The sequence below is a fragment of the Lactiplantibacillus sp. 3062 genome, from assembly GCF_055413545.1.
Genome location: NZ_JBVAYE010000018.1, coordinates 14535 through 29136, shown reverse-complemented (window position 1 = coordinate 29136; position 14602 = coordinate 14535). Strand labels below are relative to the sequence as shown.

At 39.9% G+C, this 14602-nt stretch carries 20 protein-coding genes and 1 pseudogene; 16 read left to right on the top strand and 5 right to left on the bottom strand.

The window, feature by feature from the left end; all coding sequences use genetic code 11:
• The 5 genes from arsD to ACWQAU_RS14895 form a co-directional block, all read left to right on the top strand.
• Positions 1 to 314 (top strand): arsenite efflux transporter metallochaperone ArsD (arsD, locus tag ACWQAU_RS14915; protein ID WP_133174775.1); only part of this gene is annotated, 314 nt, incomplete at its 5' end.
• 22 nt (positions 315 to 336) lie between these two features.
• Positions 337 to 753: an arsenate reductase (thioredoxin) gene (gene arsC, locus ACWQAU_RS14910; RefSeq protein ID WP_004563097.1), complete on the top strand. Its 417-nt coding sequence runs from the start codon at positions 337 to 339 to the stop codon at positions 751 to 753.
• A gap of 167 nt (positions 754 to 920) precedes the next feature.
• Positions 921 to 1136, top strand: coding sequence for a hypothetical protein (locus ACWQAU_RS14905; protein ID WP_003713050.1), 216 nt, complete (start codon positions 921 to 923; stop codon positions 1134 to 1136).
• 2 nt (positions 1137 to 1138) lie between these two features.
• The gene (locus ACWQAU_RS14900) at positions 1139 to 2404 is read left to right on the top strand and encodes an ArdC-like ssDNA-binding domain-containing protein (RefSeq protein WP_228403067.1); all 1266 of its coding nucleotides are present in this window, start codon (positions 1139 to 1141) and stop codon (positions 2402 to 2404) included.
• Complete coding sequence (locus tag ACWQAU_RS14895) at positions 2392 to 2865, top strand: hypothetical protein (RefSeq protein WP_162551032.1); 474 nt, start codon at positions 2392 to 2394, stop codon at positions 2863 to 2865. The genes ACWQAU_RS14900 and ACWQAU_RS14895 overlap by 13 nt, the downstream gene beginning before the upstream one ends.
• 248 nt (positions 2866 to 3113) lie before the next feature.
• On the opposite strand, the gene ACWQAU_RS14890 is transcribed toward ACWQAU_RS14895, so the two are convergent.
• The gene (locus ACWQAU_RS14890; RefSeq protein ID WP_045353640.1) at positions 3114 to 4961 is read right to left on the bottom strand and encodes a heavy metal translocating P-type ATPase; all 1848 of its coding nucleotides are present in this window, start codon (positions 4959 to 4961) and stop codon (positions 3114 to 3116) included.
• 318 nt (positions 4962 to 5279) lie between these two features.
• Here ACWQAU_RS14890 and ACWQAU_RS14885 point away from each other — a divergent pair, with 318 nt between their 5' ends.
• Positions 5280 to 5540 (top strand): transposase, encoded by a 261-nt coding sequence (locus tag ACWQAU_RS14885; protein ID WP_045353638.1) that lies wholly within the window; start codon positions 5280 to 5282, stop codon positions 5538 to 5540.
• A gap of 8 nt (positions 5541 to 5548) precedes the next feature.
• Positions 5549 to 6355, top strand: coding sequence for an IS3 family transposase (locus tag ACWQAU_RS14880; RefSeq protein WP_045353636.1), 807 nt, complete (start codon positions 5549 to 5551; stop codon positions 6353 to 6355).
• A gap of 20 nt (positions 6356 to 6375) precedes the next feature.
• On the opposite strand, the pseudogene ACWQAU_RS14875 reads toward ACWQAU_RS14880, so the two are convergent.
• Positions 6376 to 6525 (bottom strand): annotated as a pseudogene (locus ACWQAU_RS14875) (IS21 family transposase); the annotation flags it as partial.
• A gap of 375 nt (positions 6526 to 6900) precedes the next feature.
• The gene (locus ACWQAU_RS14870) at positions 6901 to 6978 is read right to left on the bottom strand and encodes a putative holin-like toxin (protein WP_076661461.1); all 78 of its coding nucleotides are present in this window, start codon (positions 6976 to 6978) and stop codon (positions 6901 to 6903) included.
• 566 nt (positions 6979 to 7544) lie between these two features.
• Between ACWQAU_RS14870 and ACWQAU_RS14865 the strand changes: the two genes are divergently transcribed.
• The 9 genes from ACWQAU_RS14865 (at position 7545) to ACWQAU_RS14825 (ending at position 13970) form a co-directional block, all read left to right on the top strand.
• Positions 7545 to 8344, top strand: a protein-coding gene (locus tag ACWQAU_RS14865) for an IS5 family transposase (RefSeq protein WP_099046409.1) whose coding sequence is annotated in 2 segments (ribosomal slippage) — positions 7545 to 7833 and positions 7833 to 8344 — 801 coding nt in all. Because the reading frame shifts where the segments join, the coding sequence is not laid out codon by codon here.
• Positions 8345 to 8546: 202 nt separating this feature from the next.
• Complete coding sequence (locus ACWQAU_RS14860) at positions 8547 to 9005, top strand: hypothetical protein (RefSeq protein ID WP_128384022.1); 459 nt, start codon at positions 8547 to 8549, stop codon at positions 9003 to 9005.
• A gap of 107 nt (positions 9006 to 9112) precedes the next feature.
• Positions 9113 to 9706, top strand: a complete 594-nt coding sequence (locus tag ACWQAU_RS14855; protein WP_034528490.1) for a recombinase family protein — start codon at positions 9113 to 9115, stop codon at positions 9704 to 9706.
• 96 nt (positions 9707 to 9802) lie between these two features.
• Positions 9803 to 10609: a ParA family protein gene (locus tag ACWQAU_RS14850; protein ID WP_010010267.1), complete on the top strand. Its 807-nt coding sequence runs from the start codon at positions 9803 to 9805 to the stop codon at positions 10607 to 10609.
• A gap of 13 nt (positions 10610 to 10622) precedes the next feature.
• The gene (locus ACWQAU_RS14845; RefSeq protein ID WP_002825834.1) at positions 10623 to 10871 is read left to right on the top strand and encodes a ribbon-helix-helix domain-containing protein; all 249 of its coding nucleotides are present in this window, start codon (positions 10623 to 10625) and stop codon (positions 10869 to 10871) included.
• A 602-nt stretch (positions 10872 to 11473) separates the two neighbouring features.
• Positions 11474 to 12553 carry a replication initiator protein A gene (locus ACWQAU_RS14840; RefSeq protein WP_063488846.1) on the top strand — a complete coding sequence of 360 codons (1080 nt, stop codon included), beginning with the start codon at positions 11474 to 11476 and terminating at the stop codon, positions 12551 to 12553.
• A 226-nt stretch (positions 12554 to 12779) separates the two neighbouring features.
• Positions 12780 to 13061: a type II toxin-antitoxin system RelB/DinJ family antitoxin gene (locus ACWQAU_RS14835; protein ID WP_010014831.1), complete on the top strand. Its 282-nt coding sequence runs from the start codon at positions 12780 to 12782 to the stop codon at positions 13059 to 13061.
• A gap of 46 nt (positions 13062 to 13107) precedes the next feature.
• Positions 13108 to 13293: a hypothetical protein gene (locus ACWQAU_RS14830; protein ID WP_010620892.1), complete on the top strand. Its 186-nt coding sequence runs from the start codon at positions 13108 to 13110 to the stop codon at positions 13291 to 13293.
• Positions 13290 to 13970, top strand: a complete 681-nt coding sequence (locus ACWQAU_RS14825; RefSeq protein ID WP_063488847.1) for a zeta toxin family protein — start codon at positions 13290 to 13292, stop codon at positions 13968 to 13970. Before ACWQAU_RS14830 ends, ACWQAU_RS14825 begins: the two co-directional genes overlap by 4 nt.
• Here the strand turns inward: ACWQAU_RS14825 and ACWQAU_RS14820 are convergent.
• Both ACWQAU_RS14820 and ACWQAU_RS14815 read right to left on the bottom strand, forming a co-directional pair.
• Complete coding sequence (locus tag ACWQAU_RS14820; protein WP_041095822.1) at positions 13960 to 14238, bottom strand: hypothetical protein; 279 nt, start codon at positions 14236 to 14238, stop codon at positions 13960 to 13962. The genes ACWQAU_RS14825 and ACWQAU_RS14820 overlap by 11 nt on opposite strands.
• A gap of 22 nt (positions 14239 to 14260) precedes the next feature.
• Positions 14261 to 14488, bottom strand: a complete 228-nt coding sequence (locus ACWQAU_RS14815; RefSeq protein WP_003555660.1) for a hypothetical protein — start codon at positions 14486 to 14488, stop codon at positions 14261 to 14263.
• Positions 14489 to 14602 lie beyond the last annotated feature (114 nt).

The following is a 14602-nucleotide window of genomic DNA, read 5'->3' as shown; positions in this document are numbered from 1 at the left end:
AACCAGCAATGTGTTGTTCAACCGGTGTTTGTGGTCCCAGCGTTGATAAGGAATTGATTCAAACAACGGCCATTCAGCGGTATGTCAGTGTGAATGCACAGGGGCAGGCCATGTTCATTCGTCGTAATTTAGCCCAGAACCCCGATGCCTTTGTTCGAAATCCGATTGTTGCCCAAGAACTAAAACGTCAGGGTATAAATGCTTTACCAATTACGTTAGTGGATGGTCAGTTGGTAAAAACCGGTGAATACCCAACCATTAACGAGTTTAGCAGTTACTTAGACATGGATTTAGTAGCTGCTTTGGTTCACTAATAGTTTAGATGGAGGATTAATGATGACACAAATTTATTTTCTATGTACTGGAAATGCTTGTCGAAGTCAAATGGCTGAAGGATTCGCTAAAAAAATTTTAGGCAATGATTGGCGCGTTGCCAGTGCGGGAGTCGAGGTGCATGGCTTGAATCCATTGGCTGTTAAAGTTATGGCTGAAAAAGGAATAGATATTTCCCAGCAAACATCAAAGTTAATTGATCCCGATTATTTGCTTCACAGTGACCTAGTTGTCACCTTATGTGGAGACGCTCGTGATCGCTGTCCAGTCACCCCACCAACGGTCAAGAAAAAGCATTGGCCACTTCCAGACCCGGCTTTAGCAGCTGGATCCGAACAGGATAGAATAGTAGTTTTTCGGAAGGTCAGAGATCAAATTGAGCAGCAGATTATTGACTTAGCAAAAGTCGGTAACCTCTGAGGAATCAGTAGGTCCGTAACCAATACGAATTTTAAAATAGCGGTAGAAAACCGTATATTCAGATAACAAACATTCTGAGTGTTCGGCTTCCTACCGCTACTTTTCGTATGGATGTTCCATTAACCCCCTAACCAACGAGTGTAATTGTAAAAGAAGGAGGATATATCATGAAAAATGAACTGGAAGCATTAGCAAGCGAATTACCTATTTTGACGGATAAAAGCAGTTATAAGTACCTATCAGAAGTTGCGGGTAATGGCAAATATATTCAAGTTGCGTGGCAAAAAAAGAATGCTGAATATTTAGCACTTTACGGCACACAATCTATCAAGTTACCCCAAATTGATAATTCTGTAGAGTTTGTAGACGCCGAGGAGGGTTAATCATGCCAAGTAAAGTTGAAACTGAAAAATGGAAAAGGCAGCTTGTCGAAAATGCCGAAAAAGAAATTTTAAAACTAACTGATAGTGAAAAATTTAAAAGTTATCTTGATACCGTAGCAAAGTTTCACCGGTATAGCCAACGTAATATTGACCTTATCTATTCTCAAAATCCAAGTGCCAGCCAAGTTGCAGGCTTTAAAAAATGGCAGAATGATTTTAAACGATCAGTAAATAAAGGAGAAAAAGGGATCAGGATTGCGGCCCCTATTATTAAAAAACTAACTCCAGAGGATCAGAAAAGGCTTGATACGACCGAAGAAAAAGCCATAGTTGGTTATCGCTATATTCCAGTATTTGACATATCACAGACAAGCGGCGAACCAGTCCTAAGTGCTAAAGATTTTGTCAAAGAAAATTTAGCGGATCATAAAAACGTTACTAACCTATATAACGAACTCAAAAATTATTTGAATAACAATACTGATATTAAAGTCAGTGAAAAGAGATTGTCAGAACTTGGTGGCGCTAAAGGCTATTTTCAACCCAGCACTAATGAAATCGTCATTGGTGGCGATGAGCCCGACAATGCTTTGAAACTAAAGACGTTATATCACGAATATGCGCATAGCCAGCTACACGGATTAAAATCCGCCTTTAAAGATCGGCCACGAGCCTATCAAGAAACGCAAGCCGAAGCGGTCGCATATGTTGCCATGCAAAATATTGGCGTTGATACCAGCAACTACTCACTCGGTTACGTGGCCACCTGGGCCAAAGATAAAGCCGTGATCCATAGTGCTTTAAGTGAGATCCAGCAAGTAAGCAACAAAGTGATTGAGCTTAGCGATGGTTTAACCAAACAATTAGGCTTACAAGAAGCCCAAAAAGAGCCTGAGCATGATTTAAAAAAGCTATCAGCTCAGGATCTTAATAAGTCCTATCAAGGCTTGCAACAACAAATTCAACAGGCAACTAACGCCCAGAGTAGTAATCTGGCGCAGATCGAATCGGAAGGTACCCGAGCCAGTGCAGCCTATAAGGCCATTGTCGCAATCAAACCGGCATTTGCAGCTGACTATCAGCAAGCTGTCACACAACTTTACAAGAAATCTTTAGCGATTGCGCAGATCAAAAAACTTTATAACGACCAGAATTTACAGCACCCAAAGGCCGATCTGAGCAGCAGTAACATTGACCTAGCCATCAACGCCATTGAAAATGTCGAAAATCAGGACTTTGCCAAAAACGTGTTGCCTTGGTCCAAGTAGCGAAGAAATCACAAGCTAACAATGATACGACCGTGGCAATGGAATCGACAGACACATCTTCAACCAAGCAAACCGCAACTACTGGTCGGCAAAATCAGCAAGACACTGGTGAACCAGCTAGCGGCGTGTCTGGGAATCACGCGACAACTGCAGGTCAAGCTTCTGATCAAACAAGTCAACCGAGCCAGAAAGCTCCGAGTCAACCGACTACTTCACCGAGTGGGACAAGTTTAAGCACCGACAATAATGCTGGTGCAAGTGCTTCCTCGTCAATATCAGCATCAGCCAACAAAGCAGAGCCCATGACGGCCGTTTTGAGCGGCGGTTTGTATAAAACCTATGACGATGCAGTTGCATCCATCAAAATCCAAGGCAAAGCCGTTGATGACATGACGATCAGGTCTGTCACAATGAGCGACGGTTCCTTTCAGTGGACTTGGGGACCAAACGGCGAGTGGTAGCAGTAGTTCAAAACCAAGTTCCTCTGCGCCATCTTCTTCCAATCCCACAGGGCAAGATGCAAACAAAAACAGTCAACCGCAGCATTAGACCTTTGCTACTTTCGAAAATCGCTGATAATGGCCTCTTCTCCCACCATCATCAGCGTTTCGCTACGTTATCATATCATTCAAACAACTTTTAAGTCTCACAAAAGACCCGCATCAGTTCGACAGCTACGTCGAATTGATGCGGGTCTTTGGGTTTTCTACTAGTTGATCTGCTGAATCTGTTCACGTTCAGCAGTTGCCCGGACAGGATCCACAAGTGCCTGCCGATGCAAGCCATTGCGCGCTCGCAGAGCATAGAGAATCGTCACGGTATCGACAACTTCTTGCAGCATTGCGCCAATAATTGTTGGAATGACACCGAAGCTGGCGATTAACATCAAACCTGTACAAATCGCAATGCCGATGAGGACCGCTTGCTTGGCAATGACCATGGTTTCCTTAGCAATTAAAGTGGCCGCAGCAACTTTCGCCAAATCGTCGCGCAGAACCACGGCATCAGCCGATTCGCTTGCCGCGGTTGCCCCATGTGCACCCATTGCAATGCCGACATCAGCAATCGCCAATGAAGGTGCATCATTGACACCATCACCAACCATCACAACTGGCCGGCCATCCTTAGGGACGTTATCCAAAACTTCAATCTTCTGTTGTGGCAATTGTTCCGCATAGACTTGGTCAATGCCGACCTGTGCCGCCACTTTATCAGCGATTGACTGCTGATCGCCAGAAATCATAATCAGCTTAGCATCATTTAATTCGTGCAGTTTCGTCATCGTTTCTTTTGCTTCTGGACGAATCTGATCGGAAAATGTGATCGCACCTGCGTATTGGCCATCAACATTCACATACACGGCAGTCGTATCAACCGTAGCCTTCGTCCCAGCAAACTCGGCTTTACCGACCTTGACTTTGCGGCCATCCACCGTGGCATTAACGCCAAAGCTAGTTGTTTCCGACACATCTGTCGCTGGCAGCCGATCAGCTGTCGGCACAGCATCTGTCAGTGAACGCGCCAAAATATGAGTCGATTGACCTTCCGCACTTGCGGCTAGCTTCAAAAGCTGATCCTGTGAGAAACCGGCTTGTGGCAAAATCGTCGCAACTTTTAAAATACCGCGTGTCACGGTGCCGGTTTTATCAAAGGCAAAGGTTTTAGCATCACTTAACTTTTCTAGCGTAGTCCCTGACTTGACAATGATACCGTTGCGGCTATTACGACTCATGCCGGAGACCATCGCAATTGGCGCGGCCAGAATCAGCGGACAAGGCGAGGCCACAACCAATACCTGTGCAAAACGAACTGGGTCGCCAGAGAAGAACCAGCCAAGACCCGCACTCACATAAGCAATCAACGTAAACGGTACCGCATAACGATCAGCCATCCGAACAAAATGTGCTGGCCGCGCTTCGGATTCCTTAACCAGTTTAATAATCCCTTGATACTGACTATCTTCAGCCCGTTGCGTGACCTTAACAGTTAGGGCAGCGTCACCATTGACGGTCCCAGACATAATGTCACTACCTGCGTTTTTGGCAACCGGTTTAGATTCACCCGTCAAACTGGCTTCATCCACCAAACTCTCACCTGCCAAAACCGTACCATCAACTGGCACGACTTCCTGCGGCTTAACCAAAATCGTTTCGCCAACTTGGACGGCCTCAACTTCAACATCTTCAACGTGTCCATCAACCATACGATGCGCGGTTGTCGGTGCATTTTCGAGTAATTGCTTTAATTCACTGCTTGCTTTTGTTGCTGCGTAGCTTTCAAGCGCATCGCCACCAGTCAGCATCAATAACACGATCATCGCAGCCCAATACTGGCCAACCGCCAAGGTGGCAACAACCGCCGTAATGGCAAGCAAGTCAACGCCGAAGTTACCAGAACGAATTGTCTTCACCATGCCCCAGAACATAATTAAAGCAATGATTGACCCCATCACCGTGATCAGCCCTTGCGCGATCAATGGTTGCTTTAAACCGAAAGCAAAGACTAGCGCAATGGCACTTACAGCAAGCACCATCATTAATTGCCAGTTCTTTTTCATCACTGCCACCCCCTTTTTCTAAGTACTCCAATCATAACCATTACAAGCTGAACGCACAACCTTTTTTTGAACGAATATAATCTGCCCCACTTAGATGCTCGACATTCATGGTTTCTATTAATTGAGTCATGGCTAAACTCTTCTACCGAAAATCAACTCTATTGTCCATCATCCCCAACCAGTACGCTTAAACCGGCAATGATTGAACCGGTTAATTTTATGGCTTCCCTAATATTCACTTCATATTATACTGCTCTTATACTAAAAAAATGGACTATTTTTATTCAGTCCGTAAAATGAAAGTATAGGAGTATTTTTATGTCAATTCGTTATTCACAAGATTTCAAAGATTCATTGGTTAAACTTCACCAAGAAGGCCGTTCACTTGAATCATTAGCAGAAGAATTTGGTCCGTCGAAAGATTCTATTGCTATTTGGGTTAAACAAGCTACCCCAATCATGATCAAGGGTCAGTCAAAGACTTTAAAAGACGTCAAGCAACTAGAGAAGCGCCTCGCTATTTTGGAGGAAGAAAACGAAATTTTAAAGCGAGCGGCCATCTTACTAGCCAAAAAATAGTCCGTAATGTGGGATTGCCGCTCGTTAACCAATTTTTAGCACAAGGCTACGCGCTTGTGCGTATTTTAAGTGCACTTAAAATCAAATCTAGTACCTATTACAATTGGCGCCATTGGCAGCCCAGTCAACAAGAAAAGCGTAGAGAATCCCTAAAACCTTATATTTTAGACGTTTGGAAAACCTTTAAATTTTATGGCTATCGTCGTATTGCTGCTTATAGTCAACTAAACAATGACTGTCCAAAAATATCTGAATATATGACACTCAAATTAATGCGTGAATTAGGGATTAGATCACGCATGCAAAAACGTTATCGAAAGCCAAAAACTGTGGTGACTGTTGATCAAAAACCCAATCTGATTAGACACTTGCATGATTTGAGCGGTGTTTGGCAAACAGATATCACTTATATTCAGTTGACTAACCACAGATGGGTCTATTTAGCGACCGTTTTGGATCCTGAGAAGAGAAAGGTATTGGGCTATAAAATTGGCGATACAATGACAGCCGAGCTAGCCACAAGTGCCTTACAGATGGCTTTAGATAAGCATCGAAAGCCGTTAATTATTCATTCAGATATGGGGTCACAATACACGAGTGCTGAATTTAATATTAAATGTCAAAATTATGGCTTGAAACATTCATATTCACTCAAAGGACATCCATACGATAATGGCCGTATGGAAGCATTTCATTCAATATTGAAACGTGAAGAGGTGTATTTGAAGGCATACGAAACATTAACGCAAGTCCAAGCAGCCATTGGTTGGTATATCAATTTTTATAATCGCAATCGTAACTCAAATGTTGCCTAATTAACTGAATAAAAATAGTCCAAGTTATTGACTTCTGAGCAGCCATCACTGAATTCATGGTTATAGACCCGTAATCGTTCGACCGTTCGGGCTAACGATTCAACGATACCTTTCGTCTGGGGGCGAAAAACGCGACAAGTGATTGGTTGATAGCAGGCATCCTGACTGAATTGCTTAGAACCTGTCTAGTATCTGCTGAATCTGGCATGACAAACTCCTCAGTCGGTTTTCCACAATTCTACCAGATTCAGCAGATACTAGACAGGTTCTTAGGACTAAAAAATAAGTTAAATGATTTACACCATGAAATCAGTAATCGAACGCAAAAACAACTGAAAGCATTTGCTAAACAGAATCCAGAAATTAAACAACCAGATTCTGAACCTGATCAAAGCCTAAAACGTTAGCCAGTTTTTAAGGGACATGCTATAATGTAATAGAAAAAGGAAGTCCCGCTAGAACAGGGCTTCCCATGTAGAGCCGTTAAAGACGGTGGCAGATTTTAACGATATTTAATAACCGCTAGCTGACCAGAGCTAAGGCGGTTATTTTTTTTGCTGACTTTTGATCAGCTCAACAATTAATGCGATTAAGGCCACGATAAAAGTACCGAAAGCCAGCATTAATTGTAAAGCGTCCGCAACGGACACCTAGGCTACTCCTTTCGTTAGGATTTATGGGCTTTAAAGGTTTAACACCATAAGCACCACCTCCGATTGGAAATAGCCACCGCCTTAACTTCTCTACAAAATACCATTATACAGGGAATCTATATCACTATCCAAGTTTTAAAACAAATTTGCCTGATCGCTATATTACTAGTGAGAACCAATTTAAACGGATTAACTTTCAGGTTAATCCTTATATTACTAGTAGGACACGGACAAAATTTGAAAGAAGGCTTTAAAACTTGGTGACGTAGAACAGTAAGGCGCTTGATAATTATAAAAATAATAATACAAATGCAAACAAATAAGAAAGAAGATTTTATAATGTTGAAAGTTATACAATTATTTATAGGTCAATCATGGGAACTAATTTTAAATATCATCCAATGGATTAGCATTAACATATCGGTAGGTTGGTTAGCATTCGGATTAGCAGTAATAACATTTTTAAGAAGCTGTTTAGTATCTTTGATTTTGACCAAATAATTTGATAAACTACTGTCAAAAAAGTTGGTGATCATATGCAACATTTTAGTCATCATTACCAAAGCGATATTTCTCGGCAACAATTCGATTTGATCCGCCAAGATCTGGAAGCTTCAAGAAAACGAACTCATCCAAAACACATTGATCCTTATGATATCTTCTGTGCCATGCTCTATGTCCTTAAAAATGGTTGTACTTGGCGTGATTTGCCGGCTGATTTTCCAAAGTGGTCCACTGTTTACTACTATTGGATGAATTGGTCGAAAGCCCCCACCCCTGATAAACCAGCTTTATTAACTCAGGTTTTAAAAAAATTGTCGCTGATCGAAGATTAAGGCAAGGGCGATCAGCACGAACTTCGTTCGTCATTTTAGATGCCCAAAGTATCAAGAACACCGCTACCGCTGAAAATAAGGGTTACGATGGTGGTAAGAAGATCTCGGGGATTAAACGGCACTTAGCCGTCGACATCAATGGATTCCCGCAAGCGATCCATATTACCCGGGCTAACATCACTGATCGTGACGGGGCGATTGCACTCGTTACCCTTAATTTAGAGCAGTTTAAACTGGTTCGAACCATGATGGTTGATAGTGGTTATACCGGCCAAAATTTTGCTAATGAGATTAGCAGTTTAACGTCAGCCAAGGTAATCGTCGTTAAAAGAAATGAGTTACACCAATTTTCGGTTATCCCCCAACGGTGGCTCATTGAACGTTCATTTAGTTGGTTGGGAAATTATCACCGTTTATGGCGTAACTGTGAGCGTAAGCTCAACACTAGTCTCATGATGGTTTCGTTAGCTTTTATCAGGTTACTTCTTAAAAGATACTAAACAGCTTCTAAGAAATCGTCACAGGAAGCTGAGACAATCTTTTGAATACTCCTCAGGAAACAACAATTTTGAAACAGCTATTTCCATATATAATGACAGTTTAGGAACTGAAGCGTCTCAACTGCTAGGAATAATGGTTACAGACAAGAAATTCTATCTATATCGAAAGTTGTTGCCATACATCATTCGAGTAAAACTTAGATTGTGCAAAGACATCAATAGTAAGACTACGCATACGACAAGGTCTTGGACATATCGCTTATTTTTATTGTTTATAGATAAGATAAAGTCTAAGAACTATAAAAAGCAATATGAAGATAAGGACTTATATCCTTACCTTCAAATGGTGAATATCCAAAATGGCGATGAAATTGCGGCGACTGGTTTTATTCCCATCAAAAGTCACGAAATGAGAACTATTGTTATTCCTAAAGGGCGCTTTTTAGACGCAGTTAAGAATCGTCTTACGTCTAATTATAAAGCATTAAAGCGCTTCGTTAATAAAAAGCCCGTTTATATTTATTTCATATATCAGACCATGAGTGGCACAGTGAAGGAATTTGTCGTTGAAACAGATTATCAAGACTCCTTGGGAAAAGATTTAGATATGGAATATTTAACAAAAATTCTTGCTGTTCAAGATAAATATAAAACAAAATAAGTTCATATCAAACGGCCATTAGGGTATACCCTAGTGGCCTTTTTTGATTCTGTGCTATACTAGGAATTACAAATGTTCATTAGAACTGTCCAAAAGGAGAACTGGAAATGGCTAAAATCGGTTATGCGCGTGTGAGTTCCAAGGAGCAACATTTAGATCGACAGTTAGCGGCTTTAAAAGACGTTGATAAATTATTTACGGATAAATTAAGTGGGGCTAACACTAATCGGCCAGAACTGCAAAAAATGCTGGCCTATATTCGTGAGGGTGATATTGTCCTGGTCACTGAACTAGATCGCTTAGGCAGAAACAACCAGGATTTAACTCAGATCATGAACTCCATTCAAAATAAGGGTGCCACCCTAGATGTGTTGAATTTACCGTCCATGACGGGGATTGCTGACCCCAATTTACGTCAACTCATGACCAATCTCATTATTGAACTGTATAAGTACCAGGCTGAAAGTGAGCGTAAGCGGATCATTGAGCGTCAACAACAAGGGATTTCTCTGGCCAAGCAGCAGGGCAAATATCATGGACGCAAACCCCAATACACCCAAGACGATCCCCGCTTGCAACATGCTTTTAAACTTTATCAGGCAGGCATGAGTGATGTAGATGTTGCCCGTAATACAGGGATTAAACGGACGACCTTTATCAGATATCGCAAAAAATATAGAATCTTTAAAAATGAGCTTTAAAAATGAGTTAATTGTCAGCTTAATTATTTAATAAATTGTTTGTTTATTTATTTGTCTACTAATGATATAATTAAGCTAGATGAAGGAGGTATCAAGATGAAGATTATTACTTTTACTGCTATCAAGGGTGGTGTTGGTAAAACAACCTTGACTTTAAATTATGGTGATTGGTTAGCCAAACATGGTAAGAAGGTTCTATTAATAGATTTAGACCATCAGTGCAATTTAACAACCGTTTTTGAAAAAACACGACGAAACAATACCATCGCTGAAGCGTTTAAAGAAAATGACAATGCTCAAAAAGTAAAAATTGACAGTGTCGGACCGAATCTAGATTTAATAGCCGGTTTTATAGACCTAGATGTTTTAGGAAGTTATCTAGAAAATAACAGTAACAAAGAAATGATGTTGTTCATGTGGTTTAAAAACAACTCCGATTCATTAAGCTTAACCGACTATGACTATATCTTAATTGATACGCACCCAGATTTTAGCACCATCACTAAAAACGCTATTGCTATCAGTAATTACCTGCTTAGTCCCATTACACCCAGTGAACATGGCTACAATGCCAAGTTTGACCTAGAAACACGACTCGAAAAATTCAGAAAATCACTTTTTGACTATCGAACTGGCGAAACTTACGTTGACGCAAAGCTTTTCTTTATCGGTAATATGATTAGACATAATACAAGCATGTCTCGCGATTTGCTAAAACACATAGAAGGCGATGAAACAGTCGCAACTATAATTCCTGAAAGAGAGCTCTTTAATAAAGCTACTGCAAGGCACGCTTCAATATTTGAATTAGCCAATCATGATGAATCCATTTTAAAGCAAAATCAAAAGTTCATAGAACACGCCGATCATCTTTTTCAAGAATTAGCAAATAAAACCAAGTAAGGAGAGTTAGATTATGAGTTTAGATTCATTCAACCATAAAAAAGACGAAGAAATGAGAGAAAGTTACGAAACTACATTGAAAGACAACAAGAAAGATGCAGTCGCATTTTTGAAAAATATCAGCCGAAAGGAAGTAGAGCGTAAGCGATCTGTGACCTTCTCAATTACTGAAAGTCAACTTAAAAAAATGGATACGGCTGCCCGAAAAAACGGATTTAAAAATCGTTCAGAATTCTTAGCTTCAATCATAGATGCAATTTAGCAGTTAAATAAATAATTAATCAAACAAGTAAATACGCAATTTGTTCGCTTGATTAATTTGTGATTAGGTAAAAACTAGTAAAGTGCACTAAACCAAATACGGTTGCCTGTAGGTAAGCGCTATGCTAGACTAAGATTAATTTAACAACCGAATAAATAGATCAAGCTAAACAGAAAAATCCCCGATTCACGAGGAATCGGGGATTTTAGGTTTAGCAAGTAGCTAATAGCGAGCTACTTAGATTCAGACGATTTAGACCGCCAAGTTAAAATCGTCTGAACATTGTTCTTAATTTGTAGGTTAATTATACCGCAAACCAGTCCTATGGGACAAGTGAAGGATAGTTAAAAACAAATTAAATCCAATGGGCTAAGTGGCTAACCAATGCTATTTAGTCCATTTTTGTTGTTAGAAATTAAAAAAAGTTGCCGTATGGGCAACCCAGAATAGACACATGCCGGTGAATTTACAAAGCCGATCACGTCCAATGTTCGCTTTGTAATTCAGTTAAAGCATATCAGATTTGTATTTTAAAACAAGTCAGATGTTTTAGCAACTCTCTTTAAGACGGCGTGTGTCAGTTAAGAAAGGGAGCTTTTATTATGGATCAATCAAACTTCAACTTTACAAATGCTAAAAGGGCCTATGAAGTAAAGTTTTACGCTTTGCCGCAGATCTTACTCCAAGGGGAAAAATATAAGGATCTTAGCGATAGTGCCATTTTACTTTATTCGGTGTTACGCGATCGTCTAAGTTACTCACTAAGCAATAATTGGGTTGACGAAAATAACAACGTATATTTCATATACACAAACAATGAACTAAAAGATTTACGAAACTGGTCAAATAATAAAATCAATAAGATTAAACACGAATTAATGGACGCGAACCTTTTGTATCAAAAACATATGGGGTTTAATCCAAGATCAGGCAAAAACGAACCAAATAGATTATATTTGGCAGATTTGGAAGTAACAGCAAAAGACGTTTATATTAAGCGAGAGCCATTAAAATCGCCTGAACCCCTTGGTACAAGCGGACTTCTCAAAAAGAGAAACCCGCATGATACCGTTGAACCCCTTGGTACAAGCGGACTTCTCAAAAAGAGAAACCCGCATGATACCGTTTCTGATACGTCTGAATCCCTTGGTACAAGCGGACTTCTCAAAAAGAGACAAGATCTAGACTATACTAATAATTTAGATACTAATAGATACAATATAGATACTCAAAAGTTGGACTTTTCCACAGCCCATTTTTCACCAGCAGAACTAGAAACCCAAAACCGAGATTTGGTGACCCATGCTAATGACTTCTTAACTGATGAAGACAGTGGCTTACCGGTTTTCTTAGAACCCGAAGCTGTGCAACTACTTAGTTTTTGGTGCCGTACCCCGCAACAAATGCGCCGGTTTATTGGTATCATCTTGAATGCTAAATATCGAGTTGAAAAGGATCATCAGGACATTGGCGTCACAATTCCACTTGATGATGAGGAACTGAAGCCTTTGATGACTAAAGCCTTGAGACGCTACTTTAACGCCCTTAGAAGCAATGAGAAGCACATCAAGAACGTGGAAAACTACTTATACGGCACCATGCAAAACCTATTTGGCGTTTGGTGGAATAAACAAGCGGCTAGAGAATATGCGGCCAAACACCCTAACGATGAGCGTGCTTAAAACTAAAAAGCTATATAAGGCCATTTAAGCTGTTTTAAACAGATAGAGCATAATTATATTAAACGAGTTTTAAAATGCGCTTACGGGCACTTTAGGAACGTTGTATAAGTGCCATTGCGGAAAGGACAGCAAACTTAAATTCACAACTTTTAAAGAAGCAGGCTAATTGAGATGGTACTCAAAGATTAGTATAATGTGAGTAGTAATAAAGGGGGGCGAGAAAATCATGGCAGTTAAGGAAAAGAAACGCGTACAAGTCCAGATTGACAAAGAATTGGCAGATAATACCGAAGCCGTTTTAAGCCAGTTAGGTCTAAACCCAACTACCGCGATCAATATGTTTTATAAGCGGATCGTAGCTGACGCAGCATTACCGTTTAAACCAGCCCTGAGCGAAGCCGAAAGAGCTAATTTAAGCCTTTTAAAGGCTACCAAAGAGACACCAGTAACAGAGTTCAAAGACGCTAAAGAAGTCGCTGATTGGCTCAATGATCCAGATGAGGACTAATGGCTTATCAGATTAAATAAATTAATAACTTGGAAGTGTGATGAACATGAAAGATACAATCACAATTAATGACTTTTTTGAAATTGCCAAAGAAACTGATTTAAAAGATTTACTTGATAAGTCATTACATGAGCCAGATCCAGAAAAGCGCAAAGTATATGACGCTTTATATACCTACTTTTTAGATAAAAGGCAAGATGAGGTTATTAAGCGAAAGGACTTTGTCCGTTGATAGATAAACCCCAATATATAATTGTTGCTGGTATTAACGGAGCAGGAAAAAGTACGCTATACGATACATTTCCCATCTTGTTTGACAAAACAAAACGGATTAACGCTGATGAACTTTTAAGACAAATGGGTGGCGATTGGCATAAAGATAGTGACAACTTAAAAGCCATGAAAGAAGAAATCAAACAACTACACTATGCTTTAGATCACCAGCAAAGTATTCACGTAGAAACAACACTGGCAGGTAGAGGCAAAGCTCAACTCAATTTGATTGACAAAGCTCACAAAAATGGCTTTGAAGTGACTTTATTATATGTTGCTTTGCGAGATGAAAATTTAGCTATCCAAAGGGTCAACGAACGGGTACAAAAAGGTGGCCACGGTGTTCCAGTAGCAACGATCAAGAAACGTTATCAGCAATCCAAACATAATTTGCCATTAGTGGCCTTTAAATCTGATAAGGTCATGATCTATGATAATAGCGAAAAGTTTACCTCTGTTTATGCAATAGAGAAGGGACAAGTTTTTAAGAACGATTTGAGGCATTTTCCTTGGATAAACCAAAATATTACTTATCCAGAAAAGGTGCAAAAGCAGTTACAAAATTTTGCAGATCAAAACCCAGAAGTAAAGCCTAAAAATGATCCAGAAAATAAAAACGATCGGCCTAGTTATTAGGTTGATCGTTTTTTAATTTATCCGGTTTATGGGCGTTAACATAGTCAGCAAATATTTTTAAAAGTTCTTCGGTTTGTTCGACCGAGAGGTTATCAGCTTGAAAGTATTTTTCGAGCAAAGCCCCTTTTTGAATTAATCGGCGAGAACGGGCTTTGCGGGCTTGCCGATTTTCATAGTATTTAGATTGTCGTAATTTAAAATCTTCTCGCTCAATTTTTTGTTTTAAACGCGCTTGCTGCTCGACTAGTTTTTCATATTGATTAGACATGGAATTTCCCCATCTCGTATGGCTAATGATCTACGGACTTTACCTTTAAAAATTCAGAAAATTGCTTGGCTAAAAGCTTAATCTGATCGTTAGACAAATTAGCATAATCTAAATTGGCTTGACTGATGATTTGTTTACCTAGCCGTTGTTCAATCTTATTTTTTTCGTCCTTAATTTTTTGATTAAGGGCTTTTAATTTAGCTTCTTGTTTTTCTAAGTTACTTTGAGACATAACGATCCCTCCAATCATATTAGAAATAATCACCGACACTATATCATAAGGGAAACGTTAAGTCAAAGTATAAAAGTTGAAATAGCGAAGCGGAAGGCATACACTAAGTTAAAGCTAAGAGAATCAGAAGAC

What these genes read in the sequence shown, in the direction of transcription:
- ACWQAU_RS14835 (WP_010014831.1), top strand. Translation starts at nt 12,780, where the DNA reads ATGGCAGTTAAGGAAAAGAAACGCGTACAAGTCCAGATTGACAAAGAA.
- ACWQAU_RS14870 (WP_076661461.1), bottom strand. Translation starts at nt 6,978, where the DNA reads ATGCTGGCTTTCGGTACTTTTATCGTGGCCTTAATCGCATTAATTGTT.
- ACWQAU_RS14900 (WP_228403067.1), top strand. Translation starts at nt 1,139, where the DNA reads ATGCCAAGTAAAGTTGAAACTGAAAAATGGAAAAGGCAGCTTGTCGAA.
- ACWQAU_RS14885 (WP_045353638.1), top strand. Translation starts at nt 5,280, where the DNA reads ATGTCAATTCGTTATTCACAAGATTTCAAAGATTCATTGGTTAAACTT.
- arsC (WP_004563097.1), top strand. Translation starts at nt 337, where the DNA reads ATGACACAAATTTATTTTCTATGTACTGGAAATGCTTGTCGAAGTCAA.
- ACWQAU_RS14840 (WP_063488846.1), top strand. Translation starts at nt 11,474, where the DNA reads ATGGATCAATCAAACTTCAACTTTACAAATGCTAAAAGGGCCTATGAA.
- ACWQAU_RS14845 (WP_002825834.1), top strand. Translation starts at nt 10,623, where the DNA reads ATGAGTTTAGATTCATTCAACCATAAAAAAGACGAAGAAATGAGAGAA.
- ACWQAU_RS14820 (WP_041095822.1), bottom strand. Translation starts at nt 14,238, where the DNA reads ATGTCTAATCAATATGAAAAACTAGTCGAGCAGCAAGCGCGTTTAAAA.
- ACWQAU_RS14830 (WP_010620892.1), top strand. Translation starts at nt 13,108, where the DNA reads ATGAAAGATACAATCACAATTAATGACTTTTTTGAAATTGCCAAAGAA.
- ACWQAU_RS14890 (WP_045353640.1), bottom strand. Translation starts at nt 4,961, where the DNA reads ATGAAAAAGAACTGGCAATTAATGATGGTGCTTGCTGTAAGTGCCATT.
- ACWQAU_RS14850 (WP_010010267.1), top strand. Translation starts at nt 9,803, where the DNA reads ATGAAGATTATTACTTTTACTGCTATCAAGGGTGGTGTTGGTAAAACA.
- ACWQAU_RS14855 (WP_034528490.1), top strand. Translation starts at nt 9,113, where the DNA reads ATGGCTAAAATCGGTTATGCGCGTGTGAGTTCCAAGGAGCAACATTTA.
- ACWQAU_RS14905 (WP_003713050.1), top strand. Translation starts at nt 921, where the DNA reads ATGAAAAATGAACTGGAAGCATTAGCAAGCGAATTACCTATTTTGACG.
- ACWQAU_RS14815 (WP_003555660.1), bottom strand. Translation starts at nt 14,488, where the DNA reads ATGATTGGAGGGATCGTTATGTCTCAAAGTAACTTAGAAAAACAAGAA.